Raw genomic sequence first — 16592 nt, forward strand, 5'->3', positions numbered from 1 at the left:
AACCCCTTTGCAGTATTTTAAAAATTGCATAAGAATACTTATGTTATTTAATATAATTATATGAATTTATCTTAATGTGGTTACTAATTATTTATTATTAAGATAGCATATGGCAAATTCTAGTAACTTTAAATACTAAAATTCGTTTCACTAATAAAAATAACTTTATTTTGCTTGTACTATTTATTTCATATAATAAATTAATATTAATTACACATCCTATATTTAAGCATAGACTTATTATTGCCTAAAAAAAAAGATTGAGGTGATTGTATGACTTCAGATGATATGAAAGATTTAGAAAAACAAGTTGAAGATTCTGTTGTGAAGTGTTGCTGTTACTGTAAAAATCTATCTCCTCTTGCTACAACTGGAATTATAGTTGGTTCTGCTTTAACAACTGCAACAATATTAAGCCCAAGGGTAAGAAAAGTTACTATACCTGTTGCTAAATATGTTGCTAAGCAACAGTTAAGACTACTAGCAGGAATAGGTATGTTATCAATAGCAACATACCTAGCTAGTTCTCCAGATGATATTGTAGAAGATTTTGAGTAATCTCTAAATATTATTATTGCATTAAAAAAAGCAGATTAGAAACATTATGTTTCTAATCTGCTTTTTAATCTAGTGTAATTAACTCGTCTTCATGATAAAGTTGTACCGTTTTTATCCAAGTACCCTTGTACTGTTCTTGAAGGACATTTTTAACTATTGTATTTATAGTATTTTCTTTATTTTGTTCATTAAGATAATCTTTTTCCCAAGATAGTCTATTATTTTTAGGATTAGCTGGCTCTTTCAATACAATTTTAGCCATATCACTACCATATATAGTTGCATTCATAGGCAATCCATTAAAAGCTTCTTCAGATATTGTATTAATAATTAACTCTACCTTCTCTTGAAGGGTGCTATCCTGCTTTATTTCAACGTCTATAATTTCTTTCATATCCTTAGATTTTATTTCAATAGGGAACGTTGAAATCCTACTAGTTTCACTTTTTTTACCTTCAATATTTTCTGTACCGCCACTTTTAGATTCACTATTTAATATAGTAATTTGTGAGTCAGTATCATATTCTGTACAAGCTACATTTAAGAAAATAGTTGCTATTAATATTGTAGTCACTATTATTTTATTCATAAGTATCCCTCTATTTCTTAGTTGTCTTTAAATTATACTATATTATATCATATGATACTGCCTATTTTATTCTTTTTATATTATATTTTTGTTACAATTATTTAACTTCTTACTTTCTAATATAATACATTATTTTGTAATGTAGCATAACATAAGTTTAATTGTTTCTACTACTGACTTTAAATGAGTTCTCTCATAACCATGAGAAGCAAATACTCCAGGTCCAATTAGTGCAAATTTAGCATCTAATCCTGCCTTTAGCGCAGCACCAGCATCTGAACCATAGCTAGGATATACATCTAATTTGTAATTTACATTATTCTCATTACATATACTTACAAGTTTTGTTATAAATTCGTAATCATAAGGACCATTTGAATCTTTAGTACAAATGCATACATCATATTCTGTTGAGTTTTGCCCCTCTCCTGGACATCCCATATCAACTGCAATGAACTCTCTTGTATTTTCAGGTATAAATCCAGAAGAACCATGTCCAACTTCTTCATAATTACTTATAAAGAAATTAACGTCATTTTTAGGCTTTATATTATTGTTAACCATATAATTTATAACATATAACATTGAAGCTACTGAAGCTTTATCATCTAAATATCTTGACTTTACAAATCCTGAATCTGTTATTTTAGTCCTTGTGTCAAATGAGATAATATCTCCTACTTCTATTCCTAAGTCTAATGTCTCCTGTTTAGTAGATACTTCTTCATCTATAACAACTTCATAATTTTTACAATCTCTTGGTAACTCTCTAGCATCTTGTCCATGTATATGAACTGATGGTCTAATCGTTTGCAAAGTTCCATCATATTTCTTATTATTTCTTGTATGTATTATACAATTTTCCCCTTCAATAGTGTTCATCATATAACCACCAATTTGTGTTACACTTACTCTCCCATTAGGCTTAATTTCTTTTACCATTGCACCTAATGTGTCAACATGAGCTGAAAATGTAGTGCCATAACTTGTATCCTCACCTTTAATTGTTGCTACTATTGCACCTTTATTCCCAACTATATAATCTACACCTAAATTTTCAAGTTCATTTTTTATATAATTACAAATATCATAAGTATAGCCTGTTGGACTTGGAATACTTAATATTTCTTTTATATATTTTTTTAATAAATCATTGTTATGCATATAATTTTTCTCCTATTCCTATATTTTTTATATCCCTTTATAAATAATTATATCACATTCATTCTTTATATTGCTTATATGATATATTATTCACTTACATAAAATACCCTATTAAGGTGTAACTTATTAAACAATATAAACCTATAATTAAGGCTATCCGTTGCAGATAAATTAAAATTAACTCTTTTATATTAATCGATATATTTGTGAATTTAATATAAGTAATATTACTGCTAATAGATATACAACCTACTAATGTTATCATACCCATAATTAGTTTTGTATTATAACTAATACTACTTAAGACACCATCTATAGCTACAATATTATTGTAAAAAACCACGACTAAAAACTTATTTAATTCTTCTATGTCTATTAGCTTTAAAGTAGTTAATATTGGACTTAATATATTGCTAATTAAACCTATTACATATCCGCTATTTATCAAAATATCACCTAAAAATAAAACTAACACTATATTTGGAATTAAATAAATTATTATTTGAAAACACTCCTCTAAGTTGTTAATTATTTCCTTGAAAATATTCCTCTTACAATTATTATTAAGATACTTGTCCATTCCTTTTTTAAACTTATCCTTTTTATGCACTGTTTCCTTATATCCAGTTTTAATAAAATAAGACTTCTTCTTTTTATTTAACGGATATATCCTACACATTATAATATTTACTAAAGTCAACATTAATAAACTTATAATAATCAAGTCTAACTTTTTAATGTTTAACTCATCACAGATATAATTTAATAACCATATTGATCCTATAGAGAAGTTAGCCATCAATATTACTGCTTCACTTTCTCTTAGTTTTCCTTTTTTATACATGCTATTTGTAATAAAATATCCACAAAAACAATCTGTAAATAAGAAGACTAAGATATTAACTATAGACTTACCACTCAATTTATATGTTTTCTTCATGAATTTTTGAAAATATGATTCTACTATATCTAATACCCCATAATCAAGCAAAAATGTCATAAATACCGCTGTTAATGGTAACATTGTTGAAATATTTAAAACTATCTCCTCAAGTAAGAATATTGTATTGTCACTTATGAGCGCTATGCTTTTATTACCATAAAATATATTTACTAATATAATAACACTTACAAATCTTAATATATTTAAAATCATATTCTTTCTTTCATCATCAAAAAATGATTTTATACTTCCAAGTATACTAAATACTACTATGCAAATTTTCAAAATTGAGCCCATGTCATTCTGTATATTAAATGAAATATGATATATAAGAGTAGCAACTTGATCATCAATTTTTATAGGTATAAAGAAAATGAATATACCTATTGTTGAATAAACAAATGATTTTATAATTTCAAAAAATCGACTTTCGTAACCATCGCTAATCTCTTCTATATTACTTATTTCCTCCATATTTTCACCCCCTAACTCAAATAAAAAACTATCTGCTATTTATAAAATAATAAAACTTATATTATTGATTAATTTAACACGTAACTGTATAATCTATAGTTAATACATTTTACTTTCGAGGTGATAGTTTGAGTAATCAATCACAAAATAAAACAAAAACAGTTTTAATTCTTACAGCTCAATTTGGTGCGGGACATATAAGTGCTGCAAATGCAATTAAAGATTACATATTAGAACAGGATGATAATTGTAATGTATTAATACAAAATTTCATTAATGCTAGTGTTCCAAAAATGAACAAACCTATGGTAAAACTTTATGAGAATAATACAAAGTATACTCCTGGTTTGTATAATTATTATTACTATCTAAAAAAATCTTTTGACTCTAGGTATGATATTGCCCATAAGCTTTATACACCCAAGCTTTCTGAATATATATTAGAGTTAATGCCAGATGCAATAATATGTACATTCCCATTGGCAGCTACATGTATATATAACTTTAAGCATAAACATCCAGATATAAAAATACCTAGCATCACTGTCATTACAGATGTTGTAGATAGCCTTGAGTGGGTATATCCAGGAACAGATATGTATTTTGTTCCATCTTCTGAAATTAAAAACAGGCTTGTACATAAAGGTAATAACCCTAACTCAATAAAGGTTACTGGTGTACCTATTAGCAAAAAGTTTTATGTTGAAAAAAAATTATCTTCTCCTGGCAAATATAGATTGTTATTAGTCGGAGGAGGCAGAGGCCTATTTGATATTGATGAAGATTTTATGTATTGGATTGACGAATTTATCGGTAATCATAAAGAATCTATAGAAGTTACTATTGTTACAGGTAGTAATAAAAAACTTTATGATGATTTAACTGAAAAGAAACCTTTATCTAATATAAAAGTTTTAGGTTATGTAAATGATATGTTTAATTTAATTAAAAGTTATGATCTTATATTAACAAAACCTGGAGGCGCTACTTTATTTGAATCTATTCATTCTCAAACTCCAGTTATTGTAAAGGTTCCTAAGCTTGGTCAAGAAATAGAGAATGCTAAGTTTATTATTGATAAAGGAATCGGTGTTGTATATAGTGACGACGATGATCTAAAAAACATTATCACTTCACTTCCTACTGGAGAATTTGATAGTGTAATTGACTTTATGCAATCTAATATAAAAGATTTTAAAGAATCAATTCATCCTGAAAATATATCCGAGTATATATCTGAGCTAATAAATAACAAGAGGTAACCCTTGTTATTTATTAGCATTTTTATATTGATTTAAATTTATTACTCTACTATTATTCAAATTATACTTTGATTTATGCTTATTTTTTATACTTTTATTTGCTGATTTCAACTTAGTAATTATCTTTGATAAAATATACAACTCACCTATAAAAAATATTATAGATATTAATATTTCTAAGTCTTGAGTTGAACTATAATTTAATTTTCCATATGTTGATATGGAATATATTTTTACTAAACTCACTAATGATAAGTGACCACTTATAACAAAAGATAAATGAGTAAATATCGGTGATAATCCACACTTCTTTACACTACTATAAATAGCTAAATTATTTATTCCTTTCGACCTTTGTATATCTCTATAAATTCTAAAGATAATATTTTTATTTAATGCTGTTAATAGTATTACTATTAGTCCACCAAACATTAACAGATAGGCTTCATACACGTATACTTGATATGGTGATTCAACTTCATTTTTAAATAACGTTAATACTATATATAAAACTGCAAAGATTAATCCTGACACATTTACTCTAGCTTCTTTTTGTTTACAAGTAATCGTATATATAACTACTAATGCCATAAGTGGTATAATTGAATATGTTCTGTATTCACTACCAATAATATTACACAATATAATAGGAGCTATCATATATATAGTTGCATCCAATATTAGTTTAGATTTCATAGCCATACACTCCCCTTAGTATATATTTTATATTACATTCGAGTAGCCCATTTACTACTTATTTTATATATATAAAAGTTCGATATTTTGGGTACAAATCCTTTTTTAATACTTACTTTTTTCCTAATTATAAATAGTTAAAACCTTGATAATCCCAATGTTTATCAACACTTTTTATATTAATAAATCAATCTATAAAAATTCTACATATATGTCATTTTTTTATATCATTTAGTGTCATTTAATCTACTAATAGGTAAAAAAAAGAAGGGCTAAAGACCCTTCTTTTTATATATATTAGTTATCAGTAATTACGGCGTTAATTGGATTTATGTTAACTTCATTAACTATAGTCTCAAAATGAACATGATTTCCTGTTGAATTACCTGTTGAGCCAACTTGTGCTATTGGCTGACCTTGTCTTACAACATCTCCTTCTTGTACTATATTAGAAGTATTATGTGCGTATACAGTTACTTTACCATCAAAGTGTTTTATTTTAACAACATTTCCATATCCATTTTGAACTCCAGAAAAAATTACTATCCCATCATCAGATGAAATTATTTCTGTGTACTGTGGAGCTGGAATATCTATACCCTTATGAAAATTTTCTTTATTTGTAATAGGATGAATTCTATTTCCAAAAGGTGAACTAATTTGTGTATATGATGGTACTGGCCAACATCCTTCTATGTATTCTAAATTATTTTCTTTTAAGTATTCTCTCTTTTCTGCTTCTAATGTTTTTTCTAGTCTTACTTCTTCTATAACACATTCTTGTATTTGTTTATTAATTTCTTGAATTTCAGCTTCTAAACCAACTATTTCTTGGTTTAATACATATGTAAGTTCTAAATTTTCATTATTAGTATTATTATTTTGTACAAAACTTAATTTTACAACTTCCACTTCATTTTCATTATCACCATTTTCTAATGCTGCAACTTTTTCAACTTTATTATTTAATTCATCGTTTAAAGCATTTAGCTTTGCTTCTAATTCTTTTTCCATATTTTTACTAAGTATTAATAAATCTAGATTATTTTCTAATTCTTGTGCATTTGAGTATTCATAGTATCCTTCATAAACAAATACATTACATACCATTAAGGTGACTATTAAAAACATTCTAATATATTTTTTCATATTTATTTTCACTCCTTTTCATCACTATAAATTATTATTGACTAATTTTAATAAAATATTACCTACTATTTTTTAGTAATAAGTCAAAACTTTATATATTTTTCCAAAAACTAAGTAAAATATGCTTAAATTATAATTCAAAAAAGACCTATAAATACAATTTAAAATTGTATTTATAGGTCTTTGCATATTCTTAAAATTATTAAATTTATTTCTTTTTCGCGTACTTTCTTGTATCTAATGCAACCGCTGCAATTATTATTATACCTTTAATAATAAATTGTAGATAAGTACTTACCCCTATAAATGAAAGTCCATAGTTAAGTACTTGGAATATTAATACCCCTGTTATTATTCCTCCTATACTACCTACACCACCTGCAAAAGAAACTCCTCCAACAACACAAGCTGCTATAGCATCCATCTCATACATAAATCCAGTATTGTTTGTTGCACTACCAACTCTCGCTGCTTCAAGTGATCCTGCTAATCCATATAAAAGCCCTGCTATTACATATATTATTATTAAGTTTCTAGCAACGTTAACCCCTGATACTTCTGCCGCTTCAGGATTTCCACCTATTGCAAACATATTTTTACCAAGCTTTGTTTTGTTCCATACAAACCACATTATTAAACATATTATAGCTGCATATATAACAAGATATGGTATTCTAAAGTTTCCTGAACCAACACTACCTACTGCCAATTGCTTAAATGTTTCATCAAGACCTGCTATAGGTTGTGCTCCATATGGTGGTCTATCAAAGTATAATGATGTTACCCCATATGCTAAAAGCATAGTACCCATTGTTGCAATAAATGGAGGTGTCTTTAATTTAGCTACAGCAAAGCCATTTATTGCCCCCATCATACCACATAATACCATCGCCAATAATATTGGTACTATTACTGGTAATTTTGGTAAATCCGGATACATACGGTATGCATAGTCTGTAGCTTGTAAAAGTGAAGCTGAAACTACTGCTGATAACCCTATAATACGCCCTGCAGATAAGTCCGTACCTTGAGTTACTATTATACCACCTACCCCAAGGGCTATTATCATACGAGTAGAACTTTGTGCTAATATATTTCTTAAGTTGTTTACAGAAAGAAAACTAGGTTCTATTATTATAATACCAATAAGTAATATTAATAAAACTATTTGTATTGCGTTATTGGCAAAAAACTCTTTAAAATTAAAATTTTGTTTTTCCTTAGCAAGTGACTTCATCTTTACTACTCTCCCCCTCTATAAATCTAGCTGATAACTTCATAATCTCTTCTTGCGTAGTATTCTTTGTTTCTACTATACCTGCAACTTTTCCATTGCTCATAACTAGTATTCTATCAGTAACACCTATAAGTTCTGGCATTTCTGAAGATATCATTATGATACCTTTATCTCTTTTAGCCAAATCATTTATAAGTTGATAAATTTCGTATTTAGCACCTACGTCTATACCTCTTGTAGGTTCATCTAGCATAAGTATTTCTGGTTTAGTTAACAACCATCTTCCTATAATAACCTTTTGTTGGTTACCCCCTGATAAACTACCTATAGTAGTCTTTTGTGATGGTGTTTTTACATTCATAGAATCAATTACCCATTTTGTATCATTAGCCATCTTTTTATCTGATAAAAATAATCCATTTACTTTATAATCAGACATATTCGATATTATAGCGTTAAAATTAACACTAAGTTGTGGAAATATTCCTGTACTTCTTCTTTCTTCTGTAACTAATGCAAATCCATTTTTAACTGCTGCCTTTGGATTTTTATTTTCTATTGCTTTACCATGTAACTTTATACTACCTTTATCTATGTGTCTCATTCCAAACAAGGCTTCAACTATCTCTGTTCTTTTAGAACCAACTAAGCCTGCTATTCCAAGGATTTCTCCTTTTCTCAAATCAAAACTAACATTATTAAGTCCAAATTTTATATTTTCTGTTAATCCTTCTACTTCTAATATTACTTCTCCTGGGTGATTTTCTTTAGGTGGGAATCTATCTGACATATCTCTACCAACCATCATACTTATTATCATGTCTGTAGTTAATTCTTTTGCTGACTTTGTCCCTATTAATTTTCCATCTCTCATTACAGTAACATCATCAGATATTCTTAGTATTTCTTCCATTTTGTGCGATATATATATAATTGCTACATTATTCTTTTTTAGCTTTTCAATTATTTTAAATAAATGGTCAACTTCTTTTTCTGTAAGAGATGATGTTGGCTCATCCATTACTATTACTTTTGAGTCATATGATACAGCTTTTGCTATTTCTACCATTTGCATCTGTGAAACAGAGAGTGAAGCTACTTTTCTTCTAGGATCTATATCTATGTCTAAATCTTTAAAAATCTTTACCGTATCATTGTACATTTTGGCTTCATCTATAATCATACCTTTTTTTGGATATCTACCAAGCCATATATTATCTAATATATTTCTTTGTCTTACTTGATTTAACTCTTGATGTACCATTGATACACCACTATCTAGCGCTTGTCTAGTGTTTTGAAATTGTACTTCTTTGCCTTCTAATATAATAGTCCCAGAATTTTTTTGATAAATACCAAATAAACATTTCATTAATGTTGATTTTCCAGCACCATTTTCCCCCATTAGAGCATGAACACTACCTGGTTTTACATTAAGGTTTACTTCTGATAATGCTTTTACACCTGGAAACTCTTTTGTGATATCTATCATTTGTAAAATAAATTCATTCTTCTTATTCTCCAAAGTTGCTCCCCCCTTTAGACGTATTAATTTCCCAATATTTAATTTAATACCTAAGAAATCATCTATACAAATAACTTCTTAGGTATTATTTAGCAATTTTTAATTACTTAGCTTGATCTATATTGTCTTTAGTTATACCAACATAAGGTACACGAACTGCTTTACCTTCTAATTTTAAATCAGTTCCTTCTACTGCATCTTTACCAGTAGCTAAATTTATAGATAAATCTATAACAGCTTTTGCTTGGTTAGGAGCATCATTTAATACAGTACCTACTACCTTACCACTTTCTATTAGTGTTATTATTTCTGGTATAGCATCAACACCTACTACAGGCATAAACTTATCTCCAGTAAAGTAACCTTCTTTTTCTAGAGAAGATATAGCACCAGATGCCATACCATCATTGTTACAAATTACAAACTCTATTTCATCTCCGAATCTAGCTAACCATGCATCCATCTTTTCAGTTGCTTTTCCAGCATCCCACATAGCTGTATCTATAGCTAATTCTTCAGTTTCTATTCCTTTTTCATTTACAGTCTTAATTGACCATTCAGTTCTAGCTTCTGCATCTGGATGTCCTGGTTCCCCTTTTAACAGAACATACTGCATTTTTCCATCTCCATTTTTGTCCCATGCTTCTTTGTTAGCATTCCATGCATCTGCTATAACTTGCCCCTGCATAACTCCTGATTCTTTTGATATTGTTCCTACATAATAAGCCTTGTCATAGCTGTTCATTGCAGCTTCATCTGGCTCTTTATTATAAAACACTACTGGTAATTCAGCCTGCTTAGCTTTTTCAATTACTGTACTTGCAGCCTTTGGGTCAACTAAGTTTATTGCTAAAACTTGAGCCCCCTTAGCTATCATTGTATCAACTTGGTCTAATTGTTTTGCTTGGTCGTTTTGTGAGTCATCAACTGTTAATACAGCTTTATCTTTTGCATTTGCTTCAAGTTCTCTACGAACTGCAGATATAAAATTATCATCTGCTTTGTAAACAGTTGCACCTATTTTTGGAAGAGCATCTCCACCATCTGACCCACCATCTCCCTTTGATGAGCTACATCCTACTGCTGAGAATAACATCATTGCAGCTAAACCTAACGCAAGAATCCTTCTTCTATTCATAAAAATACCCCCATATTTTTAATATGATATATTACATGACGTAAATATCTTTTCAAAATAATTATAAAACGTTTTCCATATACTTTCAATAAATTTTAAATATTTAAAATATTTTTTTATATCAAATACGTATATTTAGTTATCTTATGTTTTATTTTTTATTTATTAGGCTATCATTCTTACTTTTTTATTAAGAAAAACTGAATTTAATTTGGTAAACGTTTACTATACATATTTATTTATATATAAAAAAGAAGGGATTACTCCCTCCTCTTATCTAAACTAATATATATTCTTTTTGTAGTTAATATATAATTTTTGGATTTCTTCCATATTTTTTTTCAACTCTAGTTGCAGGTTAGATGCTAATTCATAATCTTTATTTTCTAAAGCTTCTCTTATTTGAGTAAATAAAGATTTTCTAGTTAAAGTATCTTTCATTATATTGAACTTAATATCAGAAATAGAGTTCCATACAACTTCATCTAATGCATCCATGTTTTCTTTAGTATGTAACTTTACACAACTTCTTAAATAGTCCATATTGTCATGAATTATTCTATTGCTTAGTTCATTTTCCCACTTATAAATTGCTCCATCCTTAAAAGAACTAATTATTTTATCAGAAAACACATTTCCTTGCATTAATGATTGTAATTTACATTCATAAACTTCAAGATTTTTCATATTCTCATATACTGTTGCAGGTGGCGTACCAAATCTTTCATTTCTTTCTTCTAAACTATAATGTTCAAAAACATCATTTTCATCTCTATAGGCTCTTCCCTTTTCTAAGTAGAATCCTTCTTCCCCAACATCCTTTGATAACTCTTTTTCAAGTTCTTTAGTAGAAAGCATACTTTTTGCAGTAGCTTTTATTCCATCTAGCATTGTTTGGTAACATCCAGCTATTACTAAATAAGTGTTTGATAATGGATTTGGAGATCTTAGCTCAAGTCTTACTGTCTTTGGATTTTTTATATCTCTAACTAAACCAACTAATACTGATCTATTTCTTGATGGTACCTCATAAGTATGACCTAATGATGTTACTATACAGACTGGTGCTTCAAATCCAGGAACTAATCTGTTAAATCCATCATTTGAAGATGTTACAATTGGATTTAAAACTTCATAGTTGTGAAGTAATCCCATAAGAGCTCCATAACCAATTTCACTTAAATAGTCTTCTTTCATATCTTTAGGTGCAAAAATATTTTTCATACTTCCATCTTTTAATTTTACACTAACACCTACATGTGTATGTCCTCCACTCCCTGCAACACCATGTAATGGCTTTGCCTTAAACGTTACTTCTAAACCATGAGATGTAAATATATCTTCTATAACGTCCCTAACTGTTAGCTCATTATCAGCTGCTTGTAGAGGTGATGCAAATTTCCAAGAAACCTCTAGTTGCTCCATAGCGTGCTTTGTTTTTCCATCTATACTTATAGAACTATTTATTCCTCCAACCTCTTTGTGCGCCATTTCTGGTTCAATTCCAAGATCGCTTAATATCATTAAACTTTTTTCTAAACAAGTTCTTATTATTCCATGAGTCCTCTTCCAATACTGCTCTTTTAAACTTTGAGATACATATAATTTTTCTAAATCTGCTTTATCTTCTGGTGTATTTACCCAGAATTCTAATTCAGTTGCTGCTGTTAAAATTATTTCTTCTATATCATCAACTTTTTCTATACCTATATTTTTCATCATGTGTGGATACTCTTCAAATATTTCTATGATTGATTTTTTAAAGTATTTTTCAGCTTTTTGAAGTATTCCCCTTGAACATACCTTCTTATTATCATGTATTAAGAATGCAGGTATTTTTAACGTACCTACTGGTAAGTTATACTCTTTATCTATATGATCAAAATTATAATCCACAAACCACTTAGAATTTACATCTGGCATTAAATCTACTTTTGCATTATTTAGTGTTGCTATATTATAAAGCTCAACACTTGAACCATCTGTTTGTATAGCAGATTTTAGAAAATCATCTATATCATCTAAAAATAACTCTACTGGTATCTTTTCATCAGTTGCATTTCCACCTAAATCTATCCCCATTAAAGAAACAAATCTTATATTTCTATTTTGTTCTAATATTTCTCTCAGATTTTTTTCATTATGATTTTCTTTTTCTATGGCATATAACATTTTGCTCATAATTTCACTCCCCTTGATAAATCTACTGTTGTATTTTTTTAATTCCCTCGCCGTTTATTGGACTTTTTTTATAAGTTTTATATTTTCATTCGGCTTTATATTGATATTATTATATATCAATATATTAAAGTTCGCAATATTTTGCGGTATTTTATTTTCTCTATAATTTTTATTCTATTTATATAATACTTCATTACAATAGTTTAACATTTTTTAGATATTAGGGTATACTAAATAGAGGGATATTTTTATATTCTTTACCTTATAATCATATTGTTATTAAAAATACATTAGGAGATAAATATTATGGAATATATAGTTTTCGATTTAGAGTTTAATCAAGGATTTGATAGAGAACTTAACAAGACAGTTTCTAACGAAAGATGTCCATTTGAGATTATTCAAATAGGTGCTATTAAACTAGATTCTCACTTTAATATTATAGATACTTTCAATAGTTATGTAAAACCAGAAATATACAAGTCAATACATCCATTTGTAGGCAGAATGACTAGTATAACTTATAATGATGTAAAAGACGCACCAAGTTTTGCTAGTGTTTATAAAGACTTTAGGAAATTCATCTCAGGTAAAGATCCTATTCTTTGTGTATGGGGTACTGGAGATTTAAAAGAACTTTATAGAAATATTAACTTTTACGGTTTACCATCAAAGTCATTACCAAAAGAATATATTAATATTCAAAAATATGCTTCAGAATATTTTAACAATCCATCTGGAAAAAGTATTGGATTACAAAATGCAATATCTATTTTAGGAATAGAAGAAGGTAAATCTTATCACAACGCTTTAAATGACGCCTATTATACTGCTCAGGTATTTATGAGAATTAATAGCCCAAGTGTTGTGCCTGATATATATATTTACACTACTTTAAAGCCTAACTCGGTAAAGAGAAATCCAAAAAAAGATATAAATTATGATAAATTATTTGCAGAGTTTAATAAAATATTAGGAAGAGATTTAACTAGAGACGAAAAGAAAATAATTGATTTAGCTTATAAGATGGGGAAAACTGGCCAGTTTTTAAATGAACCTCCTGTAAAAAATAAAAGATAGACATCTATTTTAGATTGTCTATCTTTTTTAATATATTATTTTCTACTTTTTATATATTAATAAAAATCATCTTAGTTAATTCATATTGCGCAAATTCTAATGATACAATTTCTTTACACCCTTCTCTTGAGTATTCACTACTACCTGTATATACTTGTCCATTTCCTATATTTACACATATTTCATTTAGTAACTTTATAAAATCACTTACTTTTATAGTTTCTTCGTCTGACTTTAATATAGTTATACTTTTATCCTCTTGATCCTTATATATGCTTCCTATTCCACATAAAAGATTATCTTCTTTTATATAAACAACTTCAGCACCTAAATTTTGACCTTTTTCCAGTTTACTTTTTAATTCTAAAATATTCATACCTAGCCCCCTGGTTAATTAATATTATTTAATCTCTAGCTTTAATCCCACTCTAATAAATACTATTAATACCAAAGGAAATATATGATATATATTCCTATTATTTAATTACTAATTCAACTGGACAATGGTCAGAACCTAATATTTCTGTGTGAATGTCTGCACTCACTAATCTATCTTTAAGTTTGTTTGAAGCACAGAAGTAGTCAATTCTCCAACCAGCATTATTCTTTCTTGCATTAAATCTATATGACCACCACGAATATGCTCCTTCTTTATCTGGATTAAAGAATCTATAAGTATCTATAAACCCAGCTTCTAATAATTCACTAAACTTACCTCTTTCTTCATCTGTAAATCCAGCATTCTTTTTATTAGTTTTTGGGTTCTTTAAATCTATTTCTTTATGAGCAACATTTAAATCCCCACATACTATTACCGGCTTTATATTATCTAAGTTCACTAAGTAATTTCTAAAATCATCTTCCCATTTCATTCTATAATCTAATCTTTTTAATTCATTTTGAGAGTTTGGTATATATACTGTTACAAAGTAAAAGTCTTCATATTCTGTTGTTATTACTCTACCCTCTTTGTCATGTTCTTCTATATTTATTCCATAACTAACACTTATTGGTTTTGCTTTAGTAAAAATAGCAGTTCCTGAATAACCTTTCTTTTCAGCATAATTCCAATACTGATGATATCCTTCTAAATCTAAATCTATTTGTCCTTCTTGTAATTTAGTTTCTTGTAGACAGAAGATATCTGCATCAACCTCTTTAAAGAAATCTAAAAATCCTTTCCCTACACACGCTCTTAATCCATTAACATTCCATGATATAAACTTCATAGTTGCCTCCTTTTATATTAATTTCTAATATTTTAATTTTAGTTTTTTAGCTATACCTTCTGGATTTCTTGAAGATACATATACTCCTGTTCCTAATTCAAATCCTCCAAAACTATATTTTCTTGGGATAATATGAATATGTGTATTAAAATAATCTTTACAATCCACATTGGTAGGATAAGTATGTATATATATATTAAAAGGTATTTTTCCTTCTACTTTTTCTATCTTTTTAAATAATTTATCAAATATTTTTGCTAATTCACTTATACTGTCATCACTAATTTCATTAAATATAACCTTATCTTTAAATAATATCCTTATTTCTCCAGTGTATTTTGTCGCTGATGGTATTAATGCAACAAAACTTTTTCCATTATATATAACTCTAGAGTCTAACTTAATTTCATCTTCTATTATATCCTCATATAAACATTTATTATTCATATCAAAGTATTCTTTTGAAACCTGTAGCTCATTCTTAATTTCTGGTGGTATAAATGGTAATGTAATAATTTGAGAATGAGGATGATCTAGAGATGCTCCAGCTTGTCTCAAATAATTTTTAAATATACTTACATATTCAACATTTGATCTATTATTTAAATCTAAAAATCTATTTCTATACATTATAAATAAGTTTTCAAATTCTTTTGTATCCATATCATAAAAACTTCCATCATGTCTATTACTTTCAATCATAACTTCATGTGTACCAAAAACTTCTTCTGAAGACTCATCAATAATTGGATACTTATTGTATATAGATCTTACCGTCCAACCTTTATCATCTTCTAATCTAAAAGTTTCATTTTCACAATCACTTTCATTTCCAATACAAAATGGACAATTTACTTTATACCCATCTTTTTCATTTTTATTCTCTTTAGGGTTACATTTATCCATAGGTCTTTTTAATCTATCTTCTGCAAATATTACTATATCATTACTTATAGGATCTATTCTCAATTCTTTCATAGTCACACCTCATAATTTCAGCACAATATTAATTTTCTCTATACCTAATTTAACCAATTTTATAACAAAGTGTCTACCCTTTTATAGCTTTATAAAAAATTTTATCCTATATTATCATACAGCTTATCCTATATTTCTATAATTTTTGCTAAAATATTTATTAATTTTTCATTAATGTACCTCTTAATATTAGTATATATCAAGTTTTTATAATTATATATTTAGGTGTATTTTTATATAATAATTTCTTTTTAAAATTTAGGATAAAAATACGTATATTTTGAGATTGTTTATATTTTATTTTGTGATGCGTTTTGGAAATAACTATGCTACCATTACTATTGAATAGAGATTTGTAATTTTATGTTCTTAATTTAAGGGGGTATTTA

The 16592-nt window shown here is 27.7% G+C and carries 15 protein-coding genes; 3 read left to right on the plus strand and 12 right to left on the minus strand.

Annotated features, from left to right (window positions below; genetic code table 11):
- Nucleotides 1–273: 273 nt before the first annotated feature.
- Nucleotides 274–558 carry a hypothetical protein gene (locus tag ACI48P_RS01945; protein ID WP_475212909.1) on the plus strand — a complete coding sequence of 95 codons (285 nt, stop codon included), beginning with the start codon at nt 274–276 and terminating at the stop codon, nt 556–558.
- Nucleotides 559–622: 64 nt separating this feature from the next.
- Here the strand turns inward: ACI48P_RS01945 and ACI48P_RS01950 are convergent, their stop codons facing one another.
- The 3 genes from ACI48P_RS01950 to ACI48P_RS01960 all read right to left on the minus strand — a co-directional run bounded on the left by ACI48P_RS01950 (nt 623) and on the right by ACI48P_RS01960 (nt 3728).
- Nucleotides 623–1147 carry a hypothetical protein gene (locus ACI48P_RS01950; RefSeq protein ID WP_475212912.1) on the minus strand — a complete coding sequence of 175 codons (525 nt, stop codon included), beginning with the start codon at nt 1145–1147 and terminating at the stop codon, nt 623–625.
- Nucleotides 1148–1276: 129 nt separating this feature from the next.
- The gene (locus ACI48P_RS01955) at nt 1277–2311 is read right to left on the minus strand and encodes a M42 family metallopeptidase (protein WP_475212915.1); all 1035 of its coding nucleotides are present in this window, start codon (nt 2309–2311) and stop codon (nt 1277–1279) included.
- Nucleotides 2312–2405: 94 nt separating this feature from the next.
- Nucleotides 2406–3728, minus strand: coding sequence for a nucleoside recognition domain-containing protein (locus tag ACI48P_RS01960; protein ID WP_475212918.1), 1323 nt, complete (start codon nt 3726–3728; stop codon nt 2406–2408).
- 128 nt (nt 3729–3856) lie between these two features.
- Here ACI48P_RS01960 and ACI48P_RS01965 point away from each other — a divergent pair, with 128 nt between their 5' ends.
- On the plus strand, nt 3857–4990 hold the full coding sequence (locus ACI48P_RS01965; RefSeq protein WP_475212923.1) for an MGDG synthase family glycosyltransferase: 1134 nt from the start codon (nt 3857–3859) through the stop codon (nt 4988–4990).
- A gap of 6 nt (nt 4991–4996) precedes the next feature.
- Here the strand turns inward: ACI48P_RS01965 and ACI48P_RS01970 are convergent, their stop codons facing one another.
- The 6 genes from ACI48P_RS01970 to ACI48P_RS01995 form a co-directional block, all read right to left on the minus strand.
- Entirely contained in the window at nt 4997–5686 is a 690-nt protein-coding gene (locus tag ACI48P_RS01970) for a hypothetical protein (protein ID WP_475212925.1), read from the minus strand.
- A 297-nt stretch (nt 5687–5983) separates the two neighbouring features.
- Nucleotides 5984–6835: a M23 family metallopeptidase gene (locus tag ACI48P_RS01975; protein ID WP_475212928.1), complete on the minus strand. Its 852-nt coding sequence runs from the start codon at nt 6833–6835 to the stop codon at nt 5984–5986.
- A gap of 208 nt (nt 6836–7043) precedes the next feature.
- Nucleotides 7044–8072 (minus strand): galactose/methyl galactoside ABC transporter permease MglC, encoded by a 1029-nt coding sequence (gene mglC, locus ACI48P_RS01980; protein WP_475212930.1) that lies wholly within the window; start codon nt 8070–8072, stop codon nt 7044–7046.
- The gene (mglA, locus tag ACI48P_RS01985; RefSeq protein ID WP_475212931.1) at nt 8056–9597 is read right to left on the minus strand and encodes a galactose/methyl galactoside ABC transporter ATP-binding protein MglA; all 1542 of its coding nucleotides are present in this window, start codon (nt 9595–9597) and stop codon (nt 8056–8058) included. Before mglA ends, mglC begins: the two co-directional genes overlap by 17 nt.
- Nucleotides 9598–9700: 103 nt before the next feature.
- Nucleotides 9701–10735, minus strand: coding sequence for a galactose/glucose ABC transporter substrate-binding protein MglB (gene mglB, locus ACI48P_RS01990; RefSeq protein ID WP_475212933.1), 1035 nt, complete (start codon nt 10733–10735; stop codon nt 9701–9703).
- 282 nt (nt 10736–11017) lie between these two features.
- Nucleotides 11018–12916 carry a type I glutamate--ammonia ligase gene (locus ACI48P_RS01995; protein ID WP_475212934.1) on the minus strand — a complete coding sequence of 633 codons (1899 nt, stop codon included), beginning with the start codon at nt 12914–12916 and terminating at the stop codon, nt 11018–11020.
- A 306-nt stretch (nt 12917–13222) separates the two neighbouring features.
- Here ACI48P_RS01995 and ACI48P_RS02000 point away from each other — a divergent pair, with 306 nt between their 5' ends.
- Entirely contained in the window at nt 13223–13996 is a 774-nt protein-coding gene (locus tag ACI48P_RS02000; protein WP_475212936.1) for a 3'-5' exonuclease, read from the plus strand.
- Nucleotides 13997–14045: 49 nt separating this feature from the next.
- On the opposite strand, the gene ACI48P_RS02005 is transcribed toward ACI48P_RS02000, so the two are convergent.
- The 3 genes from ACI48P_RS02005 to ACI48P_RS02015 all read right to left on the minus strand — a co-directional run bounded on the left by ACI48P_RS02005 (nt 14046) and on the right by ACI48P_RS02015 (nt 16203).
- On the minus strand, nt 14046–14372 hold the full coding sequence (locus ACI48P_RS02005) for a hypothetical protein (protein WP_475212939.1): 327 nt from the start codon (nt 14370–14372) through the stop codon (nt 14046–14048).
- Between the two features lie 100 nt (nt 14373–14472).
- A complete protein-coding gene (locus tag ACI48P_RS02010) occupies nt 14473–15225 on the minus strand; it encodes an exodeoxyribonuclease III (RefSeq protein ID WP_475212941.1) in 753 nt (250 codons plus the stop codon).
- Between the two features lie 24 nt (nt 15226–15249).
- Nucleotides 15250–16203 carry a galactose-1-phosphate uridylyltransferase gene (locus tag ACI48P_RS02015; protein WP_475212943.1) on the minus strand — a complete coding sequence of 318 codons (954 nt, stop codon included), beginning with the start codon at nt 16201–16203 and terminating at the stop codon, nt 15250–15252.
- Nucleotides 16204–16592 lie beyond the last annotated feature (389 nt).

The sequence above is a fragment of the Romboutsia sp. LXY-2 genome, from assembly GCF_056171995.1.

What these genes read in the sequence shown, in the direction of transcription:
- ACI48P_RS01970 (WP_475212925.1), bottom strand. Translation starts at nt 5,686, where the DNA reads ATGAAATCTAAACTAATATTGGATGCAACTATATATATGATAGCTCCT.
- ACI48P_RS01950 (WP_475212912.1), bottom strand. Translation starts at nt 1,147, where the DNA reads ATGAATAAAATAATAGTGACTACAATATTAATAGCAACTATTTTCTTA.
- ACI48P_RS01955 (WP_475212915.1), bottom strand. Translation starts at nt 2,311, where the DNA reads ATGCATAACAATGATTTATTAAAAAAATATATAAAAGAAATATTAAGT.
- ACI48P_RS02005 (WP_475212939.1), bottom strand. Translation starts at nt 14,372, where the DNA reads ATGAATATTTTAGAATTAAAAAGTAAACTGGAAAAAGGTCAAAATTTA.
- ACI48P_RS02000 (WP_475212936.1), top strand. Translation starts at nt 13,223, where the DNA reads ATGGAATATATAGTTTTCGATTTAGAGTTTAATCAAGGATTTGATAGA.
- ACI48P_RS01945 (WP_475212909.1), top strand. Translation starts at nt 274, where the DNA reads ATGACTTCAGATGATATGAAAGATTTAGAAAAACAAGTTGAAGATTCT.
- ACI48P_RS02010 (WP_475212941.1), bottom strand. Translation starts at nt 15,225, where the DNA reads ATGAAGTTTATATCATGGAATGTTAATGGATTAAGAGCGTGTGTAGGG.
- mglC (WP_475212930.1), bottom strand. Translation starts at nt 8,072, where the DNA reads ATGAAGTCACTTGCTAAGGAAAAACAAAATTTTAATTTTAAAGAGTTT.
- ACI48P_RS01975 (WP_475212928.1), bottom strand. Translation starts at nt 6,835, where the DNA reads ATGAAAAAATATATTAGAATGTTTTTAATAGTCACCTTAATGGTATGT.
- ACI48P_RS02015 (WP_475212943.1), bottom strand. Translation starts at nt 16,203, where the DNA reads ATGAAAGAATTGAGAATAGATCCTATAAGTAATGATATAGTAATATTT.
- mglB (WP_475212933.1), bottom strand. Translation starts at nt 10,735, where the DNA reads ATGAATAGAAGAAGGATTCTTGCGTTAGGTTTAGCTGCAATGATGTTA.
- ACI48P_RS01960 (WP_475212918.1), bottom strand. Translation starts at nt 3,728, where the DNA reads ATGGAGGAAATAAGTAATATAGAAGAGATTAGCGATGGTTACGAAAGT.
- ACI48P_RS01995 (WP_475212934.1), bottom strand. Translation starts at nt 12,916, where the DNA reads ATGAGCAAAATGTTATATGCCATAGAAAAAGAAAATCATAATGAAAAA.